Genomic DNA, 14,499 nt, shown 5'->3' on the forward strand with positions numbered 1-14,499 from the left:
CCTTGCGTGCTTCCCGACTGACGGGATCGACGCTACGGAGATTCAGCCCTGCGCCACATGGAGCTGGGCCCCGTTGGGGGTAGGGCTAGCACCACTCTTTGTTCGCGCCTTCGAGTAAGTGGGAGCGGAAGCGGTCGAGCACTTGCCGCACCAGCGGTTCGGTCCAGTCGGTGCCGTCGCCACTGAAGTGCCCGGTCAGTACGCCGTCCGTCGTCGTCCGCATCCGGATCGCCAGGGTGTCGGCCAGCCCGGTGTCCTTCGGTCCGGCCGCCGCGATCACCGATGCCTTGGTCTTTCCGAAGGTGAAGCCGGGCGGCCATTGCTGCGGGACGTACTCGAAGAACGGTGTGCGCGGATCGATCTGCAGCTGTGATCGGGGGAAGCGCGCGTAGCGGCTGCAGCCGATCACGGCTTCCCGCATTGCTGGTAACTCGGCATCACGCGGCACTGCCAGGAGCGACGGCACGATGCAAGGTCCGAGGACGTTCTGCCACGCAGGTCGATCTCGTTTGCTGAATAGGGTGGAGAACACGACGGAGTTGCCCGGTCCGAGGTGCGGGTTCATGCCTTCGACCAAGGCTTCAAGCAAGGTCACCAGGGTCGTACTGCGGTGCTCCTTGGTTCTCTGCTCCACTCGGGCGACCTCGTCGGCGTCGAGGAGATCCTGCCGGAAGGCGAAGGCGGCTCCATCTGTGCTGCTTGGCTGCGGGCAAGGCTTGGCATCGACGAGGCGCTCCTGCCACCAGGCGACGGCGGGTTCCCACGTACGACGTACTTGCTCGGCCTCGGCGGTCGAGTAGTCCGCGTACTGCGCCGGTGGTGGGGTTTCGCCGGTATTGGTGTAGAGGGCGGCGAGGTCTTCCAGGGTGGCCCAGAGGGTGACCGGGTCCGAGATCATGTGATGCAGGTGGAGTGCGAGGCGGTTGCCTGCCAGGCGCAGCCGCACTGGTGCGTGCAGGGGGACTTCTGCGTGTGTGGTGACTTCGTCTACGACTTCAAGCTGGGCTGTGGCCTCTTGGTGGATCAGCTGTTCTTCGTCGACGATCTCGGTTCTTAGTGCTTCGTGTCGGCGTTGTAGCTCGGTGAAGGCTGTCGCTAGGGCGTCGGCATCGAGGGTGTCGTCGAGTTCGACCACTGCGTTCATGGTGAACCACGGGCCTTTGGTGAAGCCTGGACGAGCCCTGTCCAGCGCCAGCGCGAAGGTCTGCCACAGGGAGGTCGGCAGGGTCATAGGAGCTCCCTTGAGTAGTCCGGGACGTCCGCTTTGAGCAGAGCCTCGTGCAGCTCTTGCAGTACTTCGGGGGCGAACCCCTGGTTCTGCCAGCCCGCGAAGGAGATGCCGTAGCCAAGCTGGATCCACAGGTCGGCGTTGCGCTGCTCGTGTGGGCCGAACGGTTCCAGCAGTACTGCGGGCGTCGCGGACCACAGCGAGTCGAGCAAGGTGCCGCCGCCTGGTTTGCTCACGGTCGCCAAGGCTCTGCGGCACAGGTCGAACGAACCGTGGTGACCTTGGCATTGCTCGAACGGCTTGCCTGCTTCGGCGAACGGTGGGTAGCCGTTGTCGAGCCAGGGGTGCCAGGACGGGTCGATCATGAAGTACCGAACGCCTTCTTCTTGCAGGTCTTGGTTCTCGTAGGCGACGACGTCGAGGTCGAAGCCGGCTTGGCGTAGTTCGGCTGCTCGTTCGCGGTAGGTGCCCATGCCCCAGCCGCCGCCGTGTACCAGCAGTCTGCTGTCGCGCTCCTGCCAGGGCAGTGGGGCTTCTCGGCTGACCGGAATGCTGCAAGGGATGAGGCCGGAGTCCGCATCGGCCAGCCAGACATGTCTTGGTTCAAGGCTTGTCGGGCCGGCTTTGTCGAAGGACGGGGACTGCACCGAGTCGACGTGGCAGATGTCCACCGGTACTGCGCCGTAGCGCTCGGCGTACTGCTCGATCAGGGTGAGCCAGAAGCCGGAGAAGACGACGAACCGCTTCACTCCGGCCTTGTTCCAAGCCTTGAATTGTTGCTCGACCGCGGCGTCGTCGGTGGCCAGTGACGCGTTGCGGGCAAGCTTCTGGCCGGCCAGTGCAGTTCGGAAGTCGCGGTGGAAGGCTTGCTTGGAACGTGCTGTGGTTGCCAGCGTTTCGGGAGTCATCAGGCGTTCTAGGACGGAGACGTTCGCCTGGCCGCCTTGTTCGCGGATGCGGTCGGCCAGCAGGAGCCCGGGGACGTGGACGCCGAGGGCTACGCCGGAGGTGAGGATCTCGATCACAGCGCGTCCAGGTCGCGGATGAGGTGCCGCCGGATCAGACGCACCATCTTCTCGCGCTCGGGGCCCTTGTAGCCCCGGGGCGTTCCCTCGACCAGCATGATCAGGTAGAGGTAGGCCCGGTAGAGCGAGAGCCGTTCCTGGTCGACCGGGGCGCCGTACCCCTCGGCCAGAGCGTCGTCGAGCGAGCCGAACAAGGTCAGCGAGGCGAACTCCGCCACGGGGTCGCCCCAGAACGCACGCTCGCCGTCGATCAACCCGGTGATCCGGCCGTCCTCGACCAGGATGTTGCCGTCCCACACATCGAAGTGGATCAGGGATGCGGTCCGTACTGCGGCCAGGACTTCGTTGCGAGCTAAGACCAAGCCGCGGATCTGCTCGGCCGGGCGGGGGAGTTCGACGTCGAAGCGGACGGCGTCGGCGAGGACGTCGTCCATCATCGACAGGAACGCCGTGTTCCAGGAGTCGACGAGGCCCTGCTGGGGATAGCCGAATCGGGGGCCGGTGATCTGGTGGAGCTCGGCGATCAGGGCACCGAGCTCGCGGCGCAGCTTGGGTCGGTCGAGGCTGTCGCCTTGCGAGGCCCAGGTGCTGCCGGGCAGGGCGGTCATGAGGAGGAAGTCGTCGCCGGCGTCGATCACCTCCGGCACCGGTAGCTTGCCGAACGCGGCGCGGTAGAACTCGGTCTCGGTCTGGATCAAGTCGTGTTCATGGGAGAGAACCGGGGCGGTCGGGTCGGGGGAGTACTTCAGCACCAGATCGCCGCCGGGCAGGCCGATTCGGTAGACCGTGTTGAAGGTGCCCTCGGTCAATTCCTCGGTCGACGTCACCGAAGCCGGGTCGATCCCGCACTCGACCAACACCTTCTCCAGCCCAGCATCGTCGAGCTGCCGCTTGTTGCTCATCCCCGCCCACCCTTCGCCGCCGCATAAACCTCACCCATCAACCGCACCCGAACCCACGCAGCCCCCAGATCATCACCCGCGTCAAAGGACGCGGCGCCCGGATCGCTCGCGCCGCCGAGAGGAGCACCGGAGGTCCTGTCACCCGAGTCGCCGGGCACGGTGCTGCCCATGGTGATGGATGAGATGTCGCCCGAGCCGCCCGAGCCGGAGCTGCCGGAGCTGCCGGAGTCGCCCGAGCTGCCGGAACCGGAGCTGCCGGAGCCGGAGCTGCCGGAGTCGCCCGAGCTGCCGGAGCCGGAGCTGCCGGAGCTGCCGGAGTCGCCGGAGTTGCGGGAGCTGCCGGAGCCGGAGTTGCCGAAGCTGCCGGAGTCGCCCGAGCTGCCGGAGTTGCCCGAGCTGCCGGAGTTGCCGGAGTCGCCGGAGCTGCCCGAGGCGCCGGTGGGGGTGTCGAGGATTCGGGTTAGTTGGGTTTCGTAGTAGGAGGTGGGAGGGAAGCCGATGACCTTGCGGTTCCCGGTGGTGGGGAGGATGACCAGGTTGAGGGGGAGGGGGCCGGCCATCGGGCGGAGGAAGTTGCGGGCTTTGATCACCGCTTGGTCGAAGGTGAAGATGTGGTCGGCGACGTGCTGGTCGCCGAAGTTGCAGTCCAGCACCGCTTCCGTGCCGTTCGGCCAGCGGAGGGTGGCGTGGAAGGCGTAGTCGACGCCGTTCGGGCCGTCGAAGTCGGAGGAGCCGGAGACCTCGAGGGGATCGTCGAGTCCGACGGTCGCCTGGAGCGCTTGCAACCAGTAGCTTGCGGAGTCGTAGAAGGTACCGCCGCCGAGTTCGGGGTGGTCGCGATATCCACCAGGAGTCGGTACGGCGAACGTCAGCCGCGTCTCGACCGACCGCAACGCGCCATAGTTCTGGTCTTGGACGAAGCCGCGAACGGTGCCCTGCCAGGGATGCCCGATCGTGGCGACCGCTTCGAAGACCTGGGTCTGCTCGGCAGCGAACGCGAGCTCGGCCACTTCGTCGTCCGACAAACAGAGCGGCTTCTCGACGATCACCCGCTTGCCGGCGACCGCTGCTCGCACCGCCCAGCGGTGATGCGCGGAGTTGTGCAAGGAGATGTAGACGGTGTCGATCTCGGGATCCGCCAGCAGAGACTGATAGTCGTTGTGGACGACGGGGATCTCGTGCCGCGCCGCGAACTCCTTCGCGCGCACCGGGTCGCTCGCCGCCACCGCCCGAACCCGTAGGTCGGCTCGCGCTCCGGCCGGTCGCAGGATAGCGCGCTCGGCGATCCCGGTCGCTCCGATCAAGCCGATCTCAGTCATCTTGTCCTTCCTCGCGAAGCAGGTGTCGGGATTTCGGTGGCCGGCTATCGGCCGCATCGGCCGCGGCGCGCTGGTGTGAGGCCGGGATGGCCGCGGGCTGGTCAGGGGCCGGGTGGCCGTCAGCAGGAGAGGAGCCGGGGTGGCCGCCGGCAGGAGAGGAGCCGGGGTGGCCGCGGGCTGGAGAGGCGGCGGGGTGGCCGGGGGCTGGAGAGGCGGCGGGGTGGCCGTGGACTGGAGAGGCGCCGGCCGGTGAGGGGCCGGGGTGGCCGCGGGGTGTTAGGTCGGGAGTGGTGAGCGCTGCATGGAGGCGTTGCCGCCAACGGTCGATTTCGCCGGTGGGACAGAAGATCGCGACATAGATCCGGCCGCCCGGTGCTGCGAGCGTACTGCCGGACAGCACCGTCACCCCCGGCGCCGTGCCGCCGTCGTACAAGAGGTTGCCGAGGGCTACGAAGACGTCGTCGATTCCTTTGCCTGGAGCAACGTTCAGTTCGAGTTGCCAGAGATGCCCGGTCAGTCCGTGCTCGGCCGCGCGACACCCGATCTCCAGCGAGAGCAGGCCGAGCGACTGCCGGGCGTTGATCTCCAGCACCGGGATCACGGTGCCGTCGTCGAGGAGCATCGCGTCCACCCCGACCGGACCCCAGTAGCCGGTCTTGGCGATCGCCGGGACGACCTCGGCCAGCGTCTCGGCGTACCAGCCTTCGTCGATCAGGCCGGGCGGTACCGGGCTGGAACCGAAGTGCCGGAAGCCGCGGTTCGTCATCAGTTGGAGGCCGAGGAATTCCCAGTCGCCGTTGCGGTCGAGCAGCAGGTGTCCGGAGAAGTCGTGCTGCTTGGCGTACTTCTCCTGGACGATCAGCTCGACCCGGCGACCGGCGTCCACCTGCTTGCGCAGTACGCGCTCGACGGCTCGCAGCACGCCTGGTGTCGCGACTTGGATCAAGGCGCGACCCGATACGCCGTACGGGTCTTTGATCAAGGCTTGGAACTGGAGCGCGGTGACGGCGGTGACCAGTTCGTCCACCGAGCGGACCACCCGGCCGGCGCCGGGCAGACCGAGTTCGCGGACGAGTTCGTTCGACCAGGTCTTGGAGTTGACCTCGGCCACGATCTCGGGTGCCGGCAGCCACTGTTCGGCCAACTTCCAGGTCTCCGGCAGGACGGCGTACGGCGTGAGCTCCCGACCGCGGATCCGCACCAGCACCGCCGGGTCCCCGAGCACCTGCCGCTCGATCGGCTCGGAACCGGGGGCATCGAGTGATAGATGATCGAAATCCTTGTTGTACAAGGCCTTTTCGAGACCTTCTCGGATCGATGCCGCCAGTGGGTGCCGGGTGATCAGGAGGTCGTTCGGCGCGCAGAAGGCCGCCAGGAGTTCGTCCATTGCGCCGACTGCCGGGTCGGCCCAGCCGACCGACGGCAGGGCCGCCAGGTCGGCGGGGCGCCACCAGGACTCCGCGTCGAAAGTTCCGAGCCGGACCGTCATTGCACCGGAGCCGCCAGCCGCGCGACGAAGGTGCTGAACTGCCGGACCGACCGCAGGTCGTCGAGCTGCAGCTGCGGATAGTCCAGCTCCAGATCGAACTCGTCCTCGATCGCCAACAGGAACGTGATGGTCTGCAGCGAATCCAGGCCGTACTCCTCGACCAGATCTGCTTCCGAGCCGATCTCCTCGGCGGTGAGCCCGTTGTCCAGCACCTTGGCCAGGACGACCTTCACCCGGTCCTCGATCTCCATCTCACACTCCGTTCAGGTAAAGGAGGATGCACTTGGAGCAGACGGGCATCATCCCGTTCTCCGACATGATCCGGCGGACATGCTTGAATGACTCGCTCTGCCACAGCTCGCCGACCGGCTGGTCGTAGAGGTTGCCGACCACGAATTCCGGGAAGAACTTGCAGGAGCTGACCGCGCCGTCCGCGTGCACCTCCATCCGGTTCGACACCGCGAGGCACTTGCTGCGGTGCTGGGCCGGGCGCGACGTACCGAGGATGAAGTCCGTGACCTCGTCGTCCTCGAGCTGCGGCTGGTAACGGAGTCGTACGTTCCAGGCTCGCGAGGCGAGGCGGGCCATCGACTCACGCAGTACGGGGAGTTCTTCTTCCGGCAGTTGGTACGTGTAGGAGTGCCAGGTCGGGCGCTTGGTGTCGGTCTGCGGGTTCAGCCAGGCGAAGGACTTCTCGTAGAGGCGGTCCATCGACTCGGCGACCTCGGGGCTGATGTACCAGGGGAACTGGAAGTAGACGGTGTTGACGCCGAGCTCCTCGGCCCACTCCATGAACTCGTACATCTTGTGCACGGTGACGTGGCTGACCATGCAGGACAGCGAGAGCTCGCCGTTCCACTCGCCCTTGCGCTTGAGGTCCAGCATCAGCTGGATGTTCTCCATCGTGCGCTTGAAGGTGCCGCGACCGCGAAGCGCTTCGTGGTCCTCGCCGAGCCCGTCGAGGCTCACCAGGAGGTTGAGGTTCTCGCCGATGGTCAGCAGGTCGTCGAGTTTGCGCTTGAACAGGAGGCCGTTCGTGCACATGTTGACGGTCCGGGGATATTTCTCGAGTAATTTCGCGACCTGGTCGAACTTGGTGTGCATCAGCGGCTCGCCGCCCCACAGGAACAGCTTCGACCGCACCGGCGCCGTCGTACGGAGAACGTCCTCGACGATTTCGAGGTCCAGTTCGGTCTTCTGCTTCTGGGCACTGAAGTCCCGGAAGAAGCCCTGCTCGTTCCATTGATAGCAGTGGGTGCAGCGCAGGTTGCAGCGATAGGTGAGTTGCAGGCTGACCTCTTGGGGCAGCGGAGCGGCGTACTCCGGGTCGAGCAGCAGGTTCTTGCGGGCCTTGGAACGGATGGACACGGTGTGCTTGATGTCCGCGAATTCCTTGGTGTTCAGGGTTCGCGTGGTGGTTGGACGCATTCGACCTCCCTCGGTGGTGCCGTGATCTCTGGACGAGTTCGTACGACCAGCAGTGCGCTGGCTCCGGCAATCGCCCCTCCGACCGCGAGGACGAGAACCAGGCCGGCTCGCGTCCCGAGCTGATCGCTCAGCACACCGCCGGCCAAACCTCCGATAACCGCCCCGAGCGGGACCGTGGACGAGGTGAGCGTCCGGGCGGTCGCATGCACGGGGCTTTGCAGGGCGGCAGGAGTGAGCTCCTGCCGAACGCTGGTGGTGACGATGTTCCAGACCGGGAGCCAGATCGAGGCGGCGATCCGGATCGCGATCAGCGCGATCACCGGCGCGGTGACCAGGCAGAGCGGAATCGTCAACCAGCACAGGGCTTCCACGCCGGTGAGCAGCAGGGTGCGCCTGGTGCCGAGCCGGGCGGCGAGGCGGTTGGCGATGAACGCGCCGAGCAGACCGCCGATCGAACCGGCCGCGATCAGCAGGCCGCCTTCCAGACTGGACAGGCCGAGGACCCGGTAGGCGAAGAGGAGTAGGACGGCGTCGACAATGCCGGCGCCGAAGCTTCGGATCGCCGCCGCGATCACCAGTTGGCGGAGCAGATAGTGCTGCCAGACGAAGCTGAAGCCCCGGCGGATCCTGGTGGACAAGGGATCCTGGGCTTGTTCCAAGGGTGGTTCCAAGGTCTGAATTCGGGTGCGGCCGGCGGCGGAGCCGAGGAACGGGAGTGCGCTGAGCAGCAACCCGGCGTACGGGCCGGTGATCTTCAGGGCCAGGCCGGCGAGGGCGGGGCCGACGAGCTTGGAGAGGCTGTCGGAGCTTTGGAGTCTTGCGTTCGCGCCGACGAGGGATCTGGGGTCGACCAGTGCGGGGAGGTAGGACTGGCCGGCGATGTCGACGAAGACGGTCGCGACACCGGCGACGGCGACCACGACGAAGAGCTGGGTGGTGGTGACCCAGCCGGCCAGGGCGGCGAGCGGGACGGTCGCGAAGACGGCGAAGCGCATGACCTCGCCCGCGATCATCACGCGGCGGCGCTGGACGTGGGCGAGGGCGGCACCGGCGAAGAGGCCGAGGGCGGGGTAGGCGAGCCAGCCGAGGGCGGCCAGTACTCCTACTTGGGCGCTGCTCGCGTCGAGGGTCAGGATGGCGATGCTCGGTACGGCGAAGCCGGTGAGCCGGTCGCCGACGGCGCTCGCTGTCTGGCTGCCCCAGTACCAGCCGAAGTCCCGGCCGGTCGTCAGTGTTGTCGTGTCACCTCGCGAAACCACCCGCACCTCCGACTCCCCAGTCGCCGTACGTGCTGCCCGACCCCGCCGTGGCGCAGTGCCTTAGTTCAGGGTTTGAAATAAGCCTCGGGACAACCTAACCGGGTAAGTGCCGGGACTCAACCCCTCGGTGACATCGTCGTCACCCACCGCGACAAGTCGCAAAAACCTTCACCTAACCCACGCGCCGGATGGGGCGCGGTCTGCTCGGGTGGCGCCGGGTGGGCGCGCCTGCTCGAGTGGCGACCTCCGGCGGCGAACCGCGGAGGCGGGGCGCCTGGCTAGCCGCGGCAGGGACGGCCGGTGACTGAAACCGCGGTGGCGGGGGCTCGCCGCTGCGCGAGTTGTGGGCGGCTGCCGGGATTTTCGGCCGATGTTGCGTTTATAGCCCGGCAGTGGGCGAAACCGCGGCAGCGGGCGCCGCAGGTTGGCGGAGGTGGTGGGGTGCGGCGCGGGTGGGGGTGGTGAGGTGTGGGGGTGGTGAGGTGTGGGGCTGGGGCTGGGGCGGGGTGGTGGTGAGGTGTGGGGCCCGGGCGGTGGTGGTGAGGTGTGGGCCCGGGCGGTGGTGGTGAGGTGTGTGGCTTGGGCGGGGTGGCGGCTACTTGAGGAGGGCGGTGAGGCCGGCGGTGAAGGTTTGGGGGGTTACGTCGCCGAGGATGAGGCGTTGGAGGAGGAAGCCGGGGAGGACGGCGAACATGACCTGCCCGACGTGGTCGGGGTCTGCGTCGGGGTCGACGGTGCCGTCGGCCTGGGCGCGTCGAGCGACCTCGGTGAACTTGCCGCGCAGGTGGGTGTACTTCTCCCGAGCGGTGCCGAGGATCGCGTCGTTGTGCATCGCCTCGGCCCAGGCCTGCAGGGCGACCCGGGTGATGTCGCCGCCGGGGCGTTCGGCGATCTGGAGGACGTGCTCGAGAGCCGCGGTCAGGGCGGCGAGCGGGGTGAGCGGCTCCTTGGTCGCGAGGATGCCTTCGAAGAGTTCGTCGACCGTGCTGAGCGCCTGGTCGGCGATGGCCGAGACGAGTTCGTCCTTGCTCTTGAAGTAGCCGTAGACCGCGCCGGCGGACAGCCCGGACTCCCGGATCACGTCCGCCATCGTCGTCTTGTGGAAACCCTGCTCGACCGCGCAGCGGCGGGCGGCGTCGACGATCTGTTCGTAGCGGGCGGTGCGGTGTTCGAGCGTGACCTTGGGCATAACTGAAACGTAAAACGAATGTCCGTTCTTGACAAGCGGAGCGGGCTGGCTTGTAATAAAGAACGATCATTCGTTTTCGAGAGGAAGTCATTGAAATGTCTGCCGATCGCCCCGTCGTCGACCGCCCCGCCGCCGGCCAGCCGGATGGTATTTCGGGACCGATGAACGGCGACACACCGGGTAACAACGGACCGATAACGGGGGTTGGTGGGCGCCACGGGGGTGGAGGGCATGCTGGGGCGGGGGAGCGGGGGAGGGCGCCGGTGATTGCGGTGATTCTGGGGCTCACGGCGGTGTTGACGGTGTTGCTGATCGCGTTTGCCTGGCCGGCGGCTCGGTCGCAGCCGCGGGATCTGCCGTTAGCGGTGGCGGGTCCGGATGCGGCGGTGGCTCAGGTGAGGGCAGGGCTGGAGAAGGCCGTGCCGGGTGGGTTCGACGTCAAGGCCGTCGCCGATCGCGGTGCGGCGGTTCAGTCGATCAAGGACCGGGACGTCTACGGCGCGATCGTGCTCGATCCGCAGCACCCCGAGGTGCTGACCGCTTCCGCCGGCGGGCCCGCAGTCGCCCAGATTCTGACCCAGCTCTCGGCCGGGATGGCGGCGCAGAACGGTGGCGTCGCGCCGAAGGTGACCGACGTCGTTCCGCTGCCGAAGGACGATCCGCGTGGCGCGGGTCTCGCCGCGGGAGCGCTGCCGTTGGTGCTGGGCGGGATCATCGGTGCCGCAGCGTTGGTTCAACTGCTGAAGAATTGCGTGAGCCGGGTCCGCGGCGCGATCGGGTTCGCGATCACCGGCGCGCTCGCGCTGGCCGCGGTGCTGCAGTTCTGGCTCGGCTCGCTCGAAGGCAACTACTTCGCCAATGCCGGCGTGATCGCGATGTCGATCGGCGCGATCAGCCTCACCTTGCTGGGGCTGGAGTGGTTGCTCGGTACGGCGGGGCTCGCGCTCGGCGGCGCCACCATGATGCTGCTCGGGAATCCGCTCTCGGGCCTGACGAGCGCACCCGAGATGCTGCCGACCGGGTGGGGCACGCTCGGCCAGTTCCTTCCGCCGGGGGCTGCCGGTACGGCGTTGCGCTCGGTGAGCTTCTTCGATGGAGCCGGTTCCGGGCGCCCGTTCGTCGTACTCGGCTGCTGGATCCTGTTCGGCCTGCTGCTGTGCGGGCTGGGAGCAGCACGCGGCCGCAGTCGTCAGGTCGCAGTCCGTGGCCGTACTGAGGGGTCGGCCACTACTGCGTGAAGCCTGACAGCGCGGTGACCGGATCGTTACGAACCGGTCACCGCGCAGTGGCGTTCTTGGGGCGACAACGTTGTCTACCAACCATTGACTTCACTGGTCTGCGCCTCCTACGGTCACGGGAAAGCCCGACGGGTTTGAGCGGTGGTACCGGGATGACAACGATTGCCCGAAGGTGGACGTGATGGTCAAGAAAAGCGGTTTCAAGCGGGCGGGTGTACTCGCCGTCGGAGCACTCCTGCTGGGCGTCTCGGCCTGCAGTCAGGGGTCGACGACCAAAACCCCGGACGCGGGCGGTCAGAGCTCGGGTCCGGCGAACATCAAGATCGCCTACCAGCAGTGGGGTCCGGGCACGGTGATGAAGAACTTCCTCACCGGCGCCAAGACCGAGTACGAGGCGGCCAACCCCGGCTCGAAGGTCGAGATCGTCCCGGTCGTGGCCAGCGAGAACGACTACTACACGAAGATCCAGTTGATGATGCGGTCGCCCAACACCGCGCCGGACATCGTCTACGAGGACACCTTCCTGATCAACTCCGACATCACGGCGGGGTACCTGCGGCCGCTGGACGACTACATCAAGAACTGGGCTGACTGGAGCCAGTTCGAGGAGACGGCCAAGGGGGCCGCGAAGGGCCAGGACGGCAAGACGTACGGCGTACCGGACGGGACTGACACTCGGGCCCTTTGGTACAACAAGCAGCTCTTCGCGAAGGCCGGTCTGCCGGCCGACTGGCAGCCGAAGACCTGGGACGACGTGCTGAACACCGCTCGCACGATCAAGTCCAAGGTGCCCGGCGTGATCCCGCTGAACGTCTACTCGGGCAAGCCGATGGGTGAGGCGTCCGCGATGCAGGGCTTCGAGATGCTGCTCTACGGAACCAAGGACACCCTCTACAACTTCGACCAGAAGAAGTGGGTCGTCGGCAGCCAGGGCTTCAAGGACTCGCTGAACTTCATCAAGACCGTGTTCACCGAGGGCCTGGCCCCGCAGCCGAAGCAGTCGCTCGACCCGAACTGGGGCAATAAGGTCGGTAGCGATCTGCTGCCGAACTCCAAGCTCGCGATCGCGCTCGACGGCTCGTGGCTGTACAACAACTGGCTGAAGACCGGTGCGAAGCCGTGGCCGCAGTGGTCCGAGGTGCTCGGCCAGACCGCGATGCCGACCCAGGACGGGAGCGGCAAGGGCAAGGTCAGCCTCTCCGGTGGCTGGACCTGGGCGATCCCGGCCAAGTCGAAGTCGCCGGACGCGGCCTGGAAGTTCATCCAGACCCTGCAGACGCAGAAGAACGCGACCAAGTACGCCACCGACGGCGCGCAGATCGCCGTACGGAAGGACGTTGCCGCGGACGCCGGCTACAAGTCGTCGTCGAAGAGCACGCAGTTCTTCACGGACCTGGTGGCCGTGACCGTCTACCGGCCCGCGCTGCCGGAGTACCCGAAGGTCTCCAACGAGATCATCACCGCGATGGAAGCCGTGATGACCGGACAGTCGACGCCGGACAAGGCGGCGAAGAACTACGACGAAGCGGTCGAGGGCATCGTCGGCGGCAAGGATCACACGACGACGTCCAGTAACTAGCAGAGACGCCGCTCCCCTCGAAGGGATGAATTTGTGACGACATCTGCTCCCGCGGTACCTGTTCCGGCCGGTCGCAAGGCCGGCCGGAACGGCCGCCCGCGTGGCGCCAAGCTGGTGAAGATGCTGCCGTTGGGACCGGCGATCGGCCTGATGCTGGTCTTCCTGGCCGGCCCGATCCTGTACTGCGTGTACGCCGCGTTCACCAACATGGCGTTGACCGGGACCGGCGCCTCCAACGTGAAGTTCGTCGGCCTGGACAACTTCCGCAAGGCCTTCGGCAGCTCGGCGTTCGTGAACTCGATCTGGCTGACCCTGGTCTTCACCTTGATCTCCGCGATCATCGGCCAGAACACCCTCGGCCTCGGACTCTCGCTGCTGATGCGCCGGTCCACCAAGGTCGTGCGCAACTTCGTCGGTACGGCGGTGATCGGCGCGTGGGTGCTGCCCGAGATCGTCGCGGCGTACCTGCTCAGCGCGTTCTTCAACGACGACGGCACGCTGAACGTGATCCTGCACAAGGTCGGGCTGCCCGGCCAGGACTGGTTGTACGCGGCACCGATCATCGCGGTCTCGATCGCGAACATCTGGCGCGGTACGGCGTTCTCGATGCTGGTCTACTCGGCGGCCTTGAGCGAGGTGCCGAAGGAGATCGAGGAGTCCGCGGAGATGGACGGCGCCGGCGGCTGGCGACGGCTGCTGTTCGTGACGGTGCCGATGATCTCGCGCGCGATCATGACGAACCTGATGCTGATCACGCTGCAGACCCTGAGCGTCTTCGGCTTGATCTTTGCCATGACGCGCGGTGGGCCGGGGACCAAGAGCCAGACCCTTCCCCTGTACATGTACGAGCAGGCGTTCAGCTTCTCGCAGATCGGCTACGGCACCGCGATCGCGCTGGTGATGCTGGCGATCGGCGCGGTCTTCTCGCTGATCTACCTGCGTGGACTGAATGCGGAGGCCGCGTGATAGCGCGTGACCGGATCAGCAAGCTCGCTGCCAACCTGATCCTGCTGGGGCTCGGAGTGCTGTTCGTGCTGCCGTTGCTCTGGGTGTTGTTTGCCTCGATCAACCGAACGGCCGGGCTGCGGGTCGAGTTGCCGACGCACCCGACGCTGGGCAACTTCAAGGCGGTGCTGAACACCGATACGACGTACCGGCCTGTTCTCAATGGCTTGGTGCTGTGTGGCGGGGCCGCGTTGCTGACGATGGTGTGTGCTGTGTTGGCGGCTTATCCCTTGTCTAGATTCAAGACCAAGTTCAACCGGCCGTTCCTGCTGACCGTGTTGTTCTGCACGGGGTTGCCGATCACCGCGGTGATGGTGCCGGTTTACGGCTTGTTTGTTCAGTTGAACTTGGTGGACACACTCGGCGGGACGATCATGTTCATGGCGACCTCGTCGCTGCCGTTCGCGATCTGGCTGACGAAGACATTCATGGACGGCGTACCGATCTCGCTGGAAGAAGCAGCCTGGGTGGACGGGGCCAGCAACATGAAGGCGCTGCGCCGGATCGTCCTGCCGCTGATGTGGCCGGGCATCGCCGTGGTGCTGATCTTCACCTTCATCGGCATGTGGGGAAACTTCTTCGTCCCGTTCATGCTGCTGCTGTCACCCGAACGGCTGCCGGCATCGGTGAGCATCTTCACCTTCTTCGGCCAGTACGGCGAACCGAACTACGGCCAGCTGGCCGCCTACTCCCTCATCTACACCACCCCGGTCCTGCTGCTCTACCTCCTCCTCAGCCGCAAACTAGGCGGAGCCTTCGCCCTCGGCGGCGCCATCAAGGGCTAGTACGACGTGTGGTCGCGCCGGCTCTTCTCCCGCCGCCACTCGCTGGTACCAAT

Annotated in this window: 13 protein-coding genes; 4 read left to right on the forward strand and 9 right to left on the reverse strand. The window is 66.5% G+C overall.

Translation table 11 applies throughout. From position 1 onward, the window contains the following. Positions 1-85: 85 nt before the first annotated feature. From ABZ004_RS39665 to ABZ004_RS39705, 9 genes are all read right to left on the reverse strand, one after another. The gene (locus ABZ004_RS39665; protein WP_355687347.1) at positions 86-1,231 is read right to left on the reverse strand and encodes a condensation domain-containing protein; all 1,146 of its coding nucleotides are present in this window, start codon (positions 1,229-1,231) and stop codon (positions 86-88) included. After that, complete coding sequence (locus ABZ004_RS39670; RefSeq protein WP_355687349.1) at positions 1,228-2,253, reverse strand: hypothetical protein; 1,026 nt, start codon at positions 2,251-2,253, stop codon at positions 1,228-1,230. The genes ABZ004_RS39665 and ABZ004_RS39670 overlap by 4 nt, the downstream gene beginning before the upstream one ends. Further along, positions 2,250-3,155 carry an aminoglycoside phosphotransferase family protein gene (locus ABZ004_RS39675; protein WP_355687351.1) on the reverse strand — a complete coding sequence of 302 codons (906 nt, stop codon included), beginning with the start codon at positions 3,153-3,155 and terminating at the stop codon, positions 2,250-2,252. Before ABZ004_RS39675 ends, ABZ004_RS39670 begins: the two co-directional genes overlap by 4 nt. After that, on the reverse strand, positions 3,152-4,474 hold the full coding sequence (locus ABZ004_RS39680; RefSeq protein WP_355687353.1) for a Gfo/Idh/MocA family oxidoreductase: 1,323 nt from the start codon (positions 4,472-4,474) through the stop codon (positions 3,152-3,154). The genes ABZ004_RS39675 and ABZ004_RS39680 overlap by 4 nt, the downstream gene beginning before the upstream one ends. Next, complete coding sequence (locus tag ABZ004_RS39685) at positions 4,467-5,963, reverse strand: hypothetical protein (protein ID WP_355687355.1); 1,497 nt, start codon at positions 5,961-5,963, stop codon at positions 4,467-4,469. Before ABZ004_RS39685 ends, ABZ004_RS39680 begins: the two co-directional genes overlap by 8 nt. Further along, on the reverse strand, positions 5,960-6,214 hold the full coding sequence (locus tag ABZ004_RS39690; protein WP_355687357.1) for a phosphopantetheine-binding protein: 255 nt from the start codon (positions 6,212-6,214) through the stop codon (positions 5,960-5,962). The genes ABZ004_RS39685 and ABZ004_RS39690 overlap by 4 nt, the downstream gene beginning before the upstream one ends. A gap of 1 nt (position 6,215) precedes the next feature. Then, complete coding sequence (locus ABZ004_RS39695; protein WP_355687359.1) at positions 6,216-7,391, reverse strand: radical SAM protein; 1,176 nt, start codon at positions 7,389-7,391, stop codon at positions 6,216-6,218. After that, entirely contained in the window at positions 7,364-8,656 is a 1,293-nt protein-coding gene (locus ABZ004_RS39700) for an MFS transporter (RefSeq protein WP_355687361.1), read from the reverse strand. The genes ABZ004_RS39695 and ABZ004_RS39700 overlap by 28 nt, the downstream gene beginning before the upstream one ends. Positions 8,657-9,245: 589 nt before the next feature. After that, positions 9,246-9,839: a TetR/AcrR family transcriptional regulator gene (locus tag ABZ004_RS39705; RefSeq protein ID WP_355687363.1), complete on the reverse strand. Its 594-nt coding sequence runs from the start codon at positions 9,837-9,839 to the stop codon at positions 9,246-9,248. Positions 9,840-10,102: 263 nt separating this feature from the next. On the opposite strand from ABZ004_RS39705, the gene ABZ004_RS39710 reads away from it, so the two are divergent. The 4 genes from ABZ004_RS39710 to ABZ004_RS39725 all read left to right on the forward strand — a co-directional run bounded on the left by ABZ004_RS39710 (position 10,103) and on the right by ABZ004_RS39725 (position 14,446). Continuing rightward, the gene (locus ABZ004_RS39710) at positions 10,103-11,077 is read left to right on the forward strand and encodes a hypothetical protein (protein ID WP_355687365.1); all 975 of its coding nucleotides are present in this window, start codon (positions 10,103-10,105) and stop codon (positions 11,075-11,077) included. 181 nt (positions 11,078-11,258) lie between these two features. Next, the gene (locus tag ABZ004_RS39715; protein WP_355687366.1) at positions 11,259-12,656 is read left to right on the forward strand and encodes an extracellular solute-binding protein; all 1,398 of its coding nucleotides are present in this window, start codon (positions 11,259-11,261) and stop codon (positions 12,654-12,656) included. 33 nt (positions 12,657-12,689) lie between these two features. After that, a complete protein-coding gene (locus ABZ004_RS39720) occupies positions 12,690-13,622 on the forward strand; it encodes a sugar ABC transporter permease (protein WP_355687368.1) in 933 nt (310 codons plus the stop codon). Beyond that, positions 13,619-14,446: a carbohydrate ABC transporter permease gene (locus tag ABZ004_RS39725; RefSeq protein WP_355687370.1), complete on the forward strand. Its 828-nt coding sequence runs from the start codon at positions 13,619-13,621 to the stop codon at positions 14,444-14,446. The genes ABZ004_RS39720 and ABZ004_RS39725 overlap by 4 nt, the downstream gene beginning before the upstream one ends. Positions 14,447-14,499 lie beyond the last annotated feature (53 nt).

The organism is Kribbella sp. NPDC006257 (assembly GCF_040613535.1).
In the GTDB taxonomy this organism is placed as follows: domain Bacteria; phylum Actinomycetota; class Actinomycetes; order Propionibacteriales; family Kribbellaceae; genus Kribbella.

What these genes read in the sequence shown, in the direction of transcription:
- ABZ004_RS39665 (WP_355687347.1), bottom strand. Translation starts at nt 1,231, where the DNA reads ATGACCCTGCCGACCTCCCTGTGGCAGACCTTCGCGCTGGCGCTGGAC.
- ABZ004_RS39675 (WP_355687351.1), bottom strand. Translation starts at nt 3,155, where the DNA reads ATGAGCAACAAGCGGCAGCTCGACGATGCTGGGCTGGAGAAGGTGTTG.
- ABZ004_RS39680 (WP_355687353.1), bottom strand. Translation starts at nt 4,474, where the DNA reads ATGACTGAGATCGGCTTGATCGGAGCGACCGGGATCGCCGAGCGCGCT.
- ABZ004_RS39685 (WP_355687355.1), bottom strand. Translation starts at nt 5,963, where the DNA reads ATGACGGTCCGGCTCGGAACTTTCGACGCGGAGTCCTGGTGGCGCCCC.
- ABZ004_RS39690 (WP_355687357.1), bottom strand. Translation starts at nt 6,214, where the DNA reads ATGGAGATCGAGGACCGGGTGAAGGTCGTCCTGGCCAAGGTGCTGGAC.
- ABZ004_RS39695 (WP_355687359.1), bottom strand. Translation starts at nt 7,391, where the DNA reads ATGCGTCCAACCACCACGCGAACCCTGAACACCAAGGAATTCGCGGAC.
- ABZ004_RS39705 (WP_355687363.1), bottom strand. Translation starts at nt 9,839, where the DNA reads ATGCCCAAGGTCACGCTCGAACACCGCACCGCCCGCTACGAACAGATC.
- ABZ004_RS39715 (WP_355687366.1), top strand. Translation starts at nt 11,259, where the DNA reads ATGGTCAAGAAAAGCGGTTTCAAGCGGGCGGGTGTACTCGCCGTCGGA.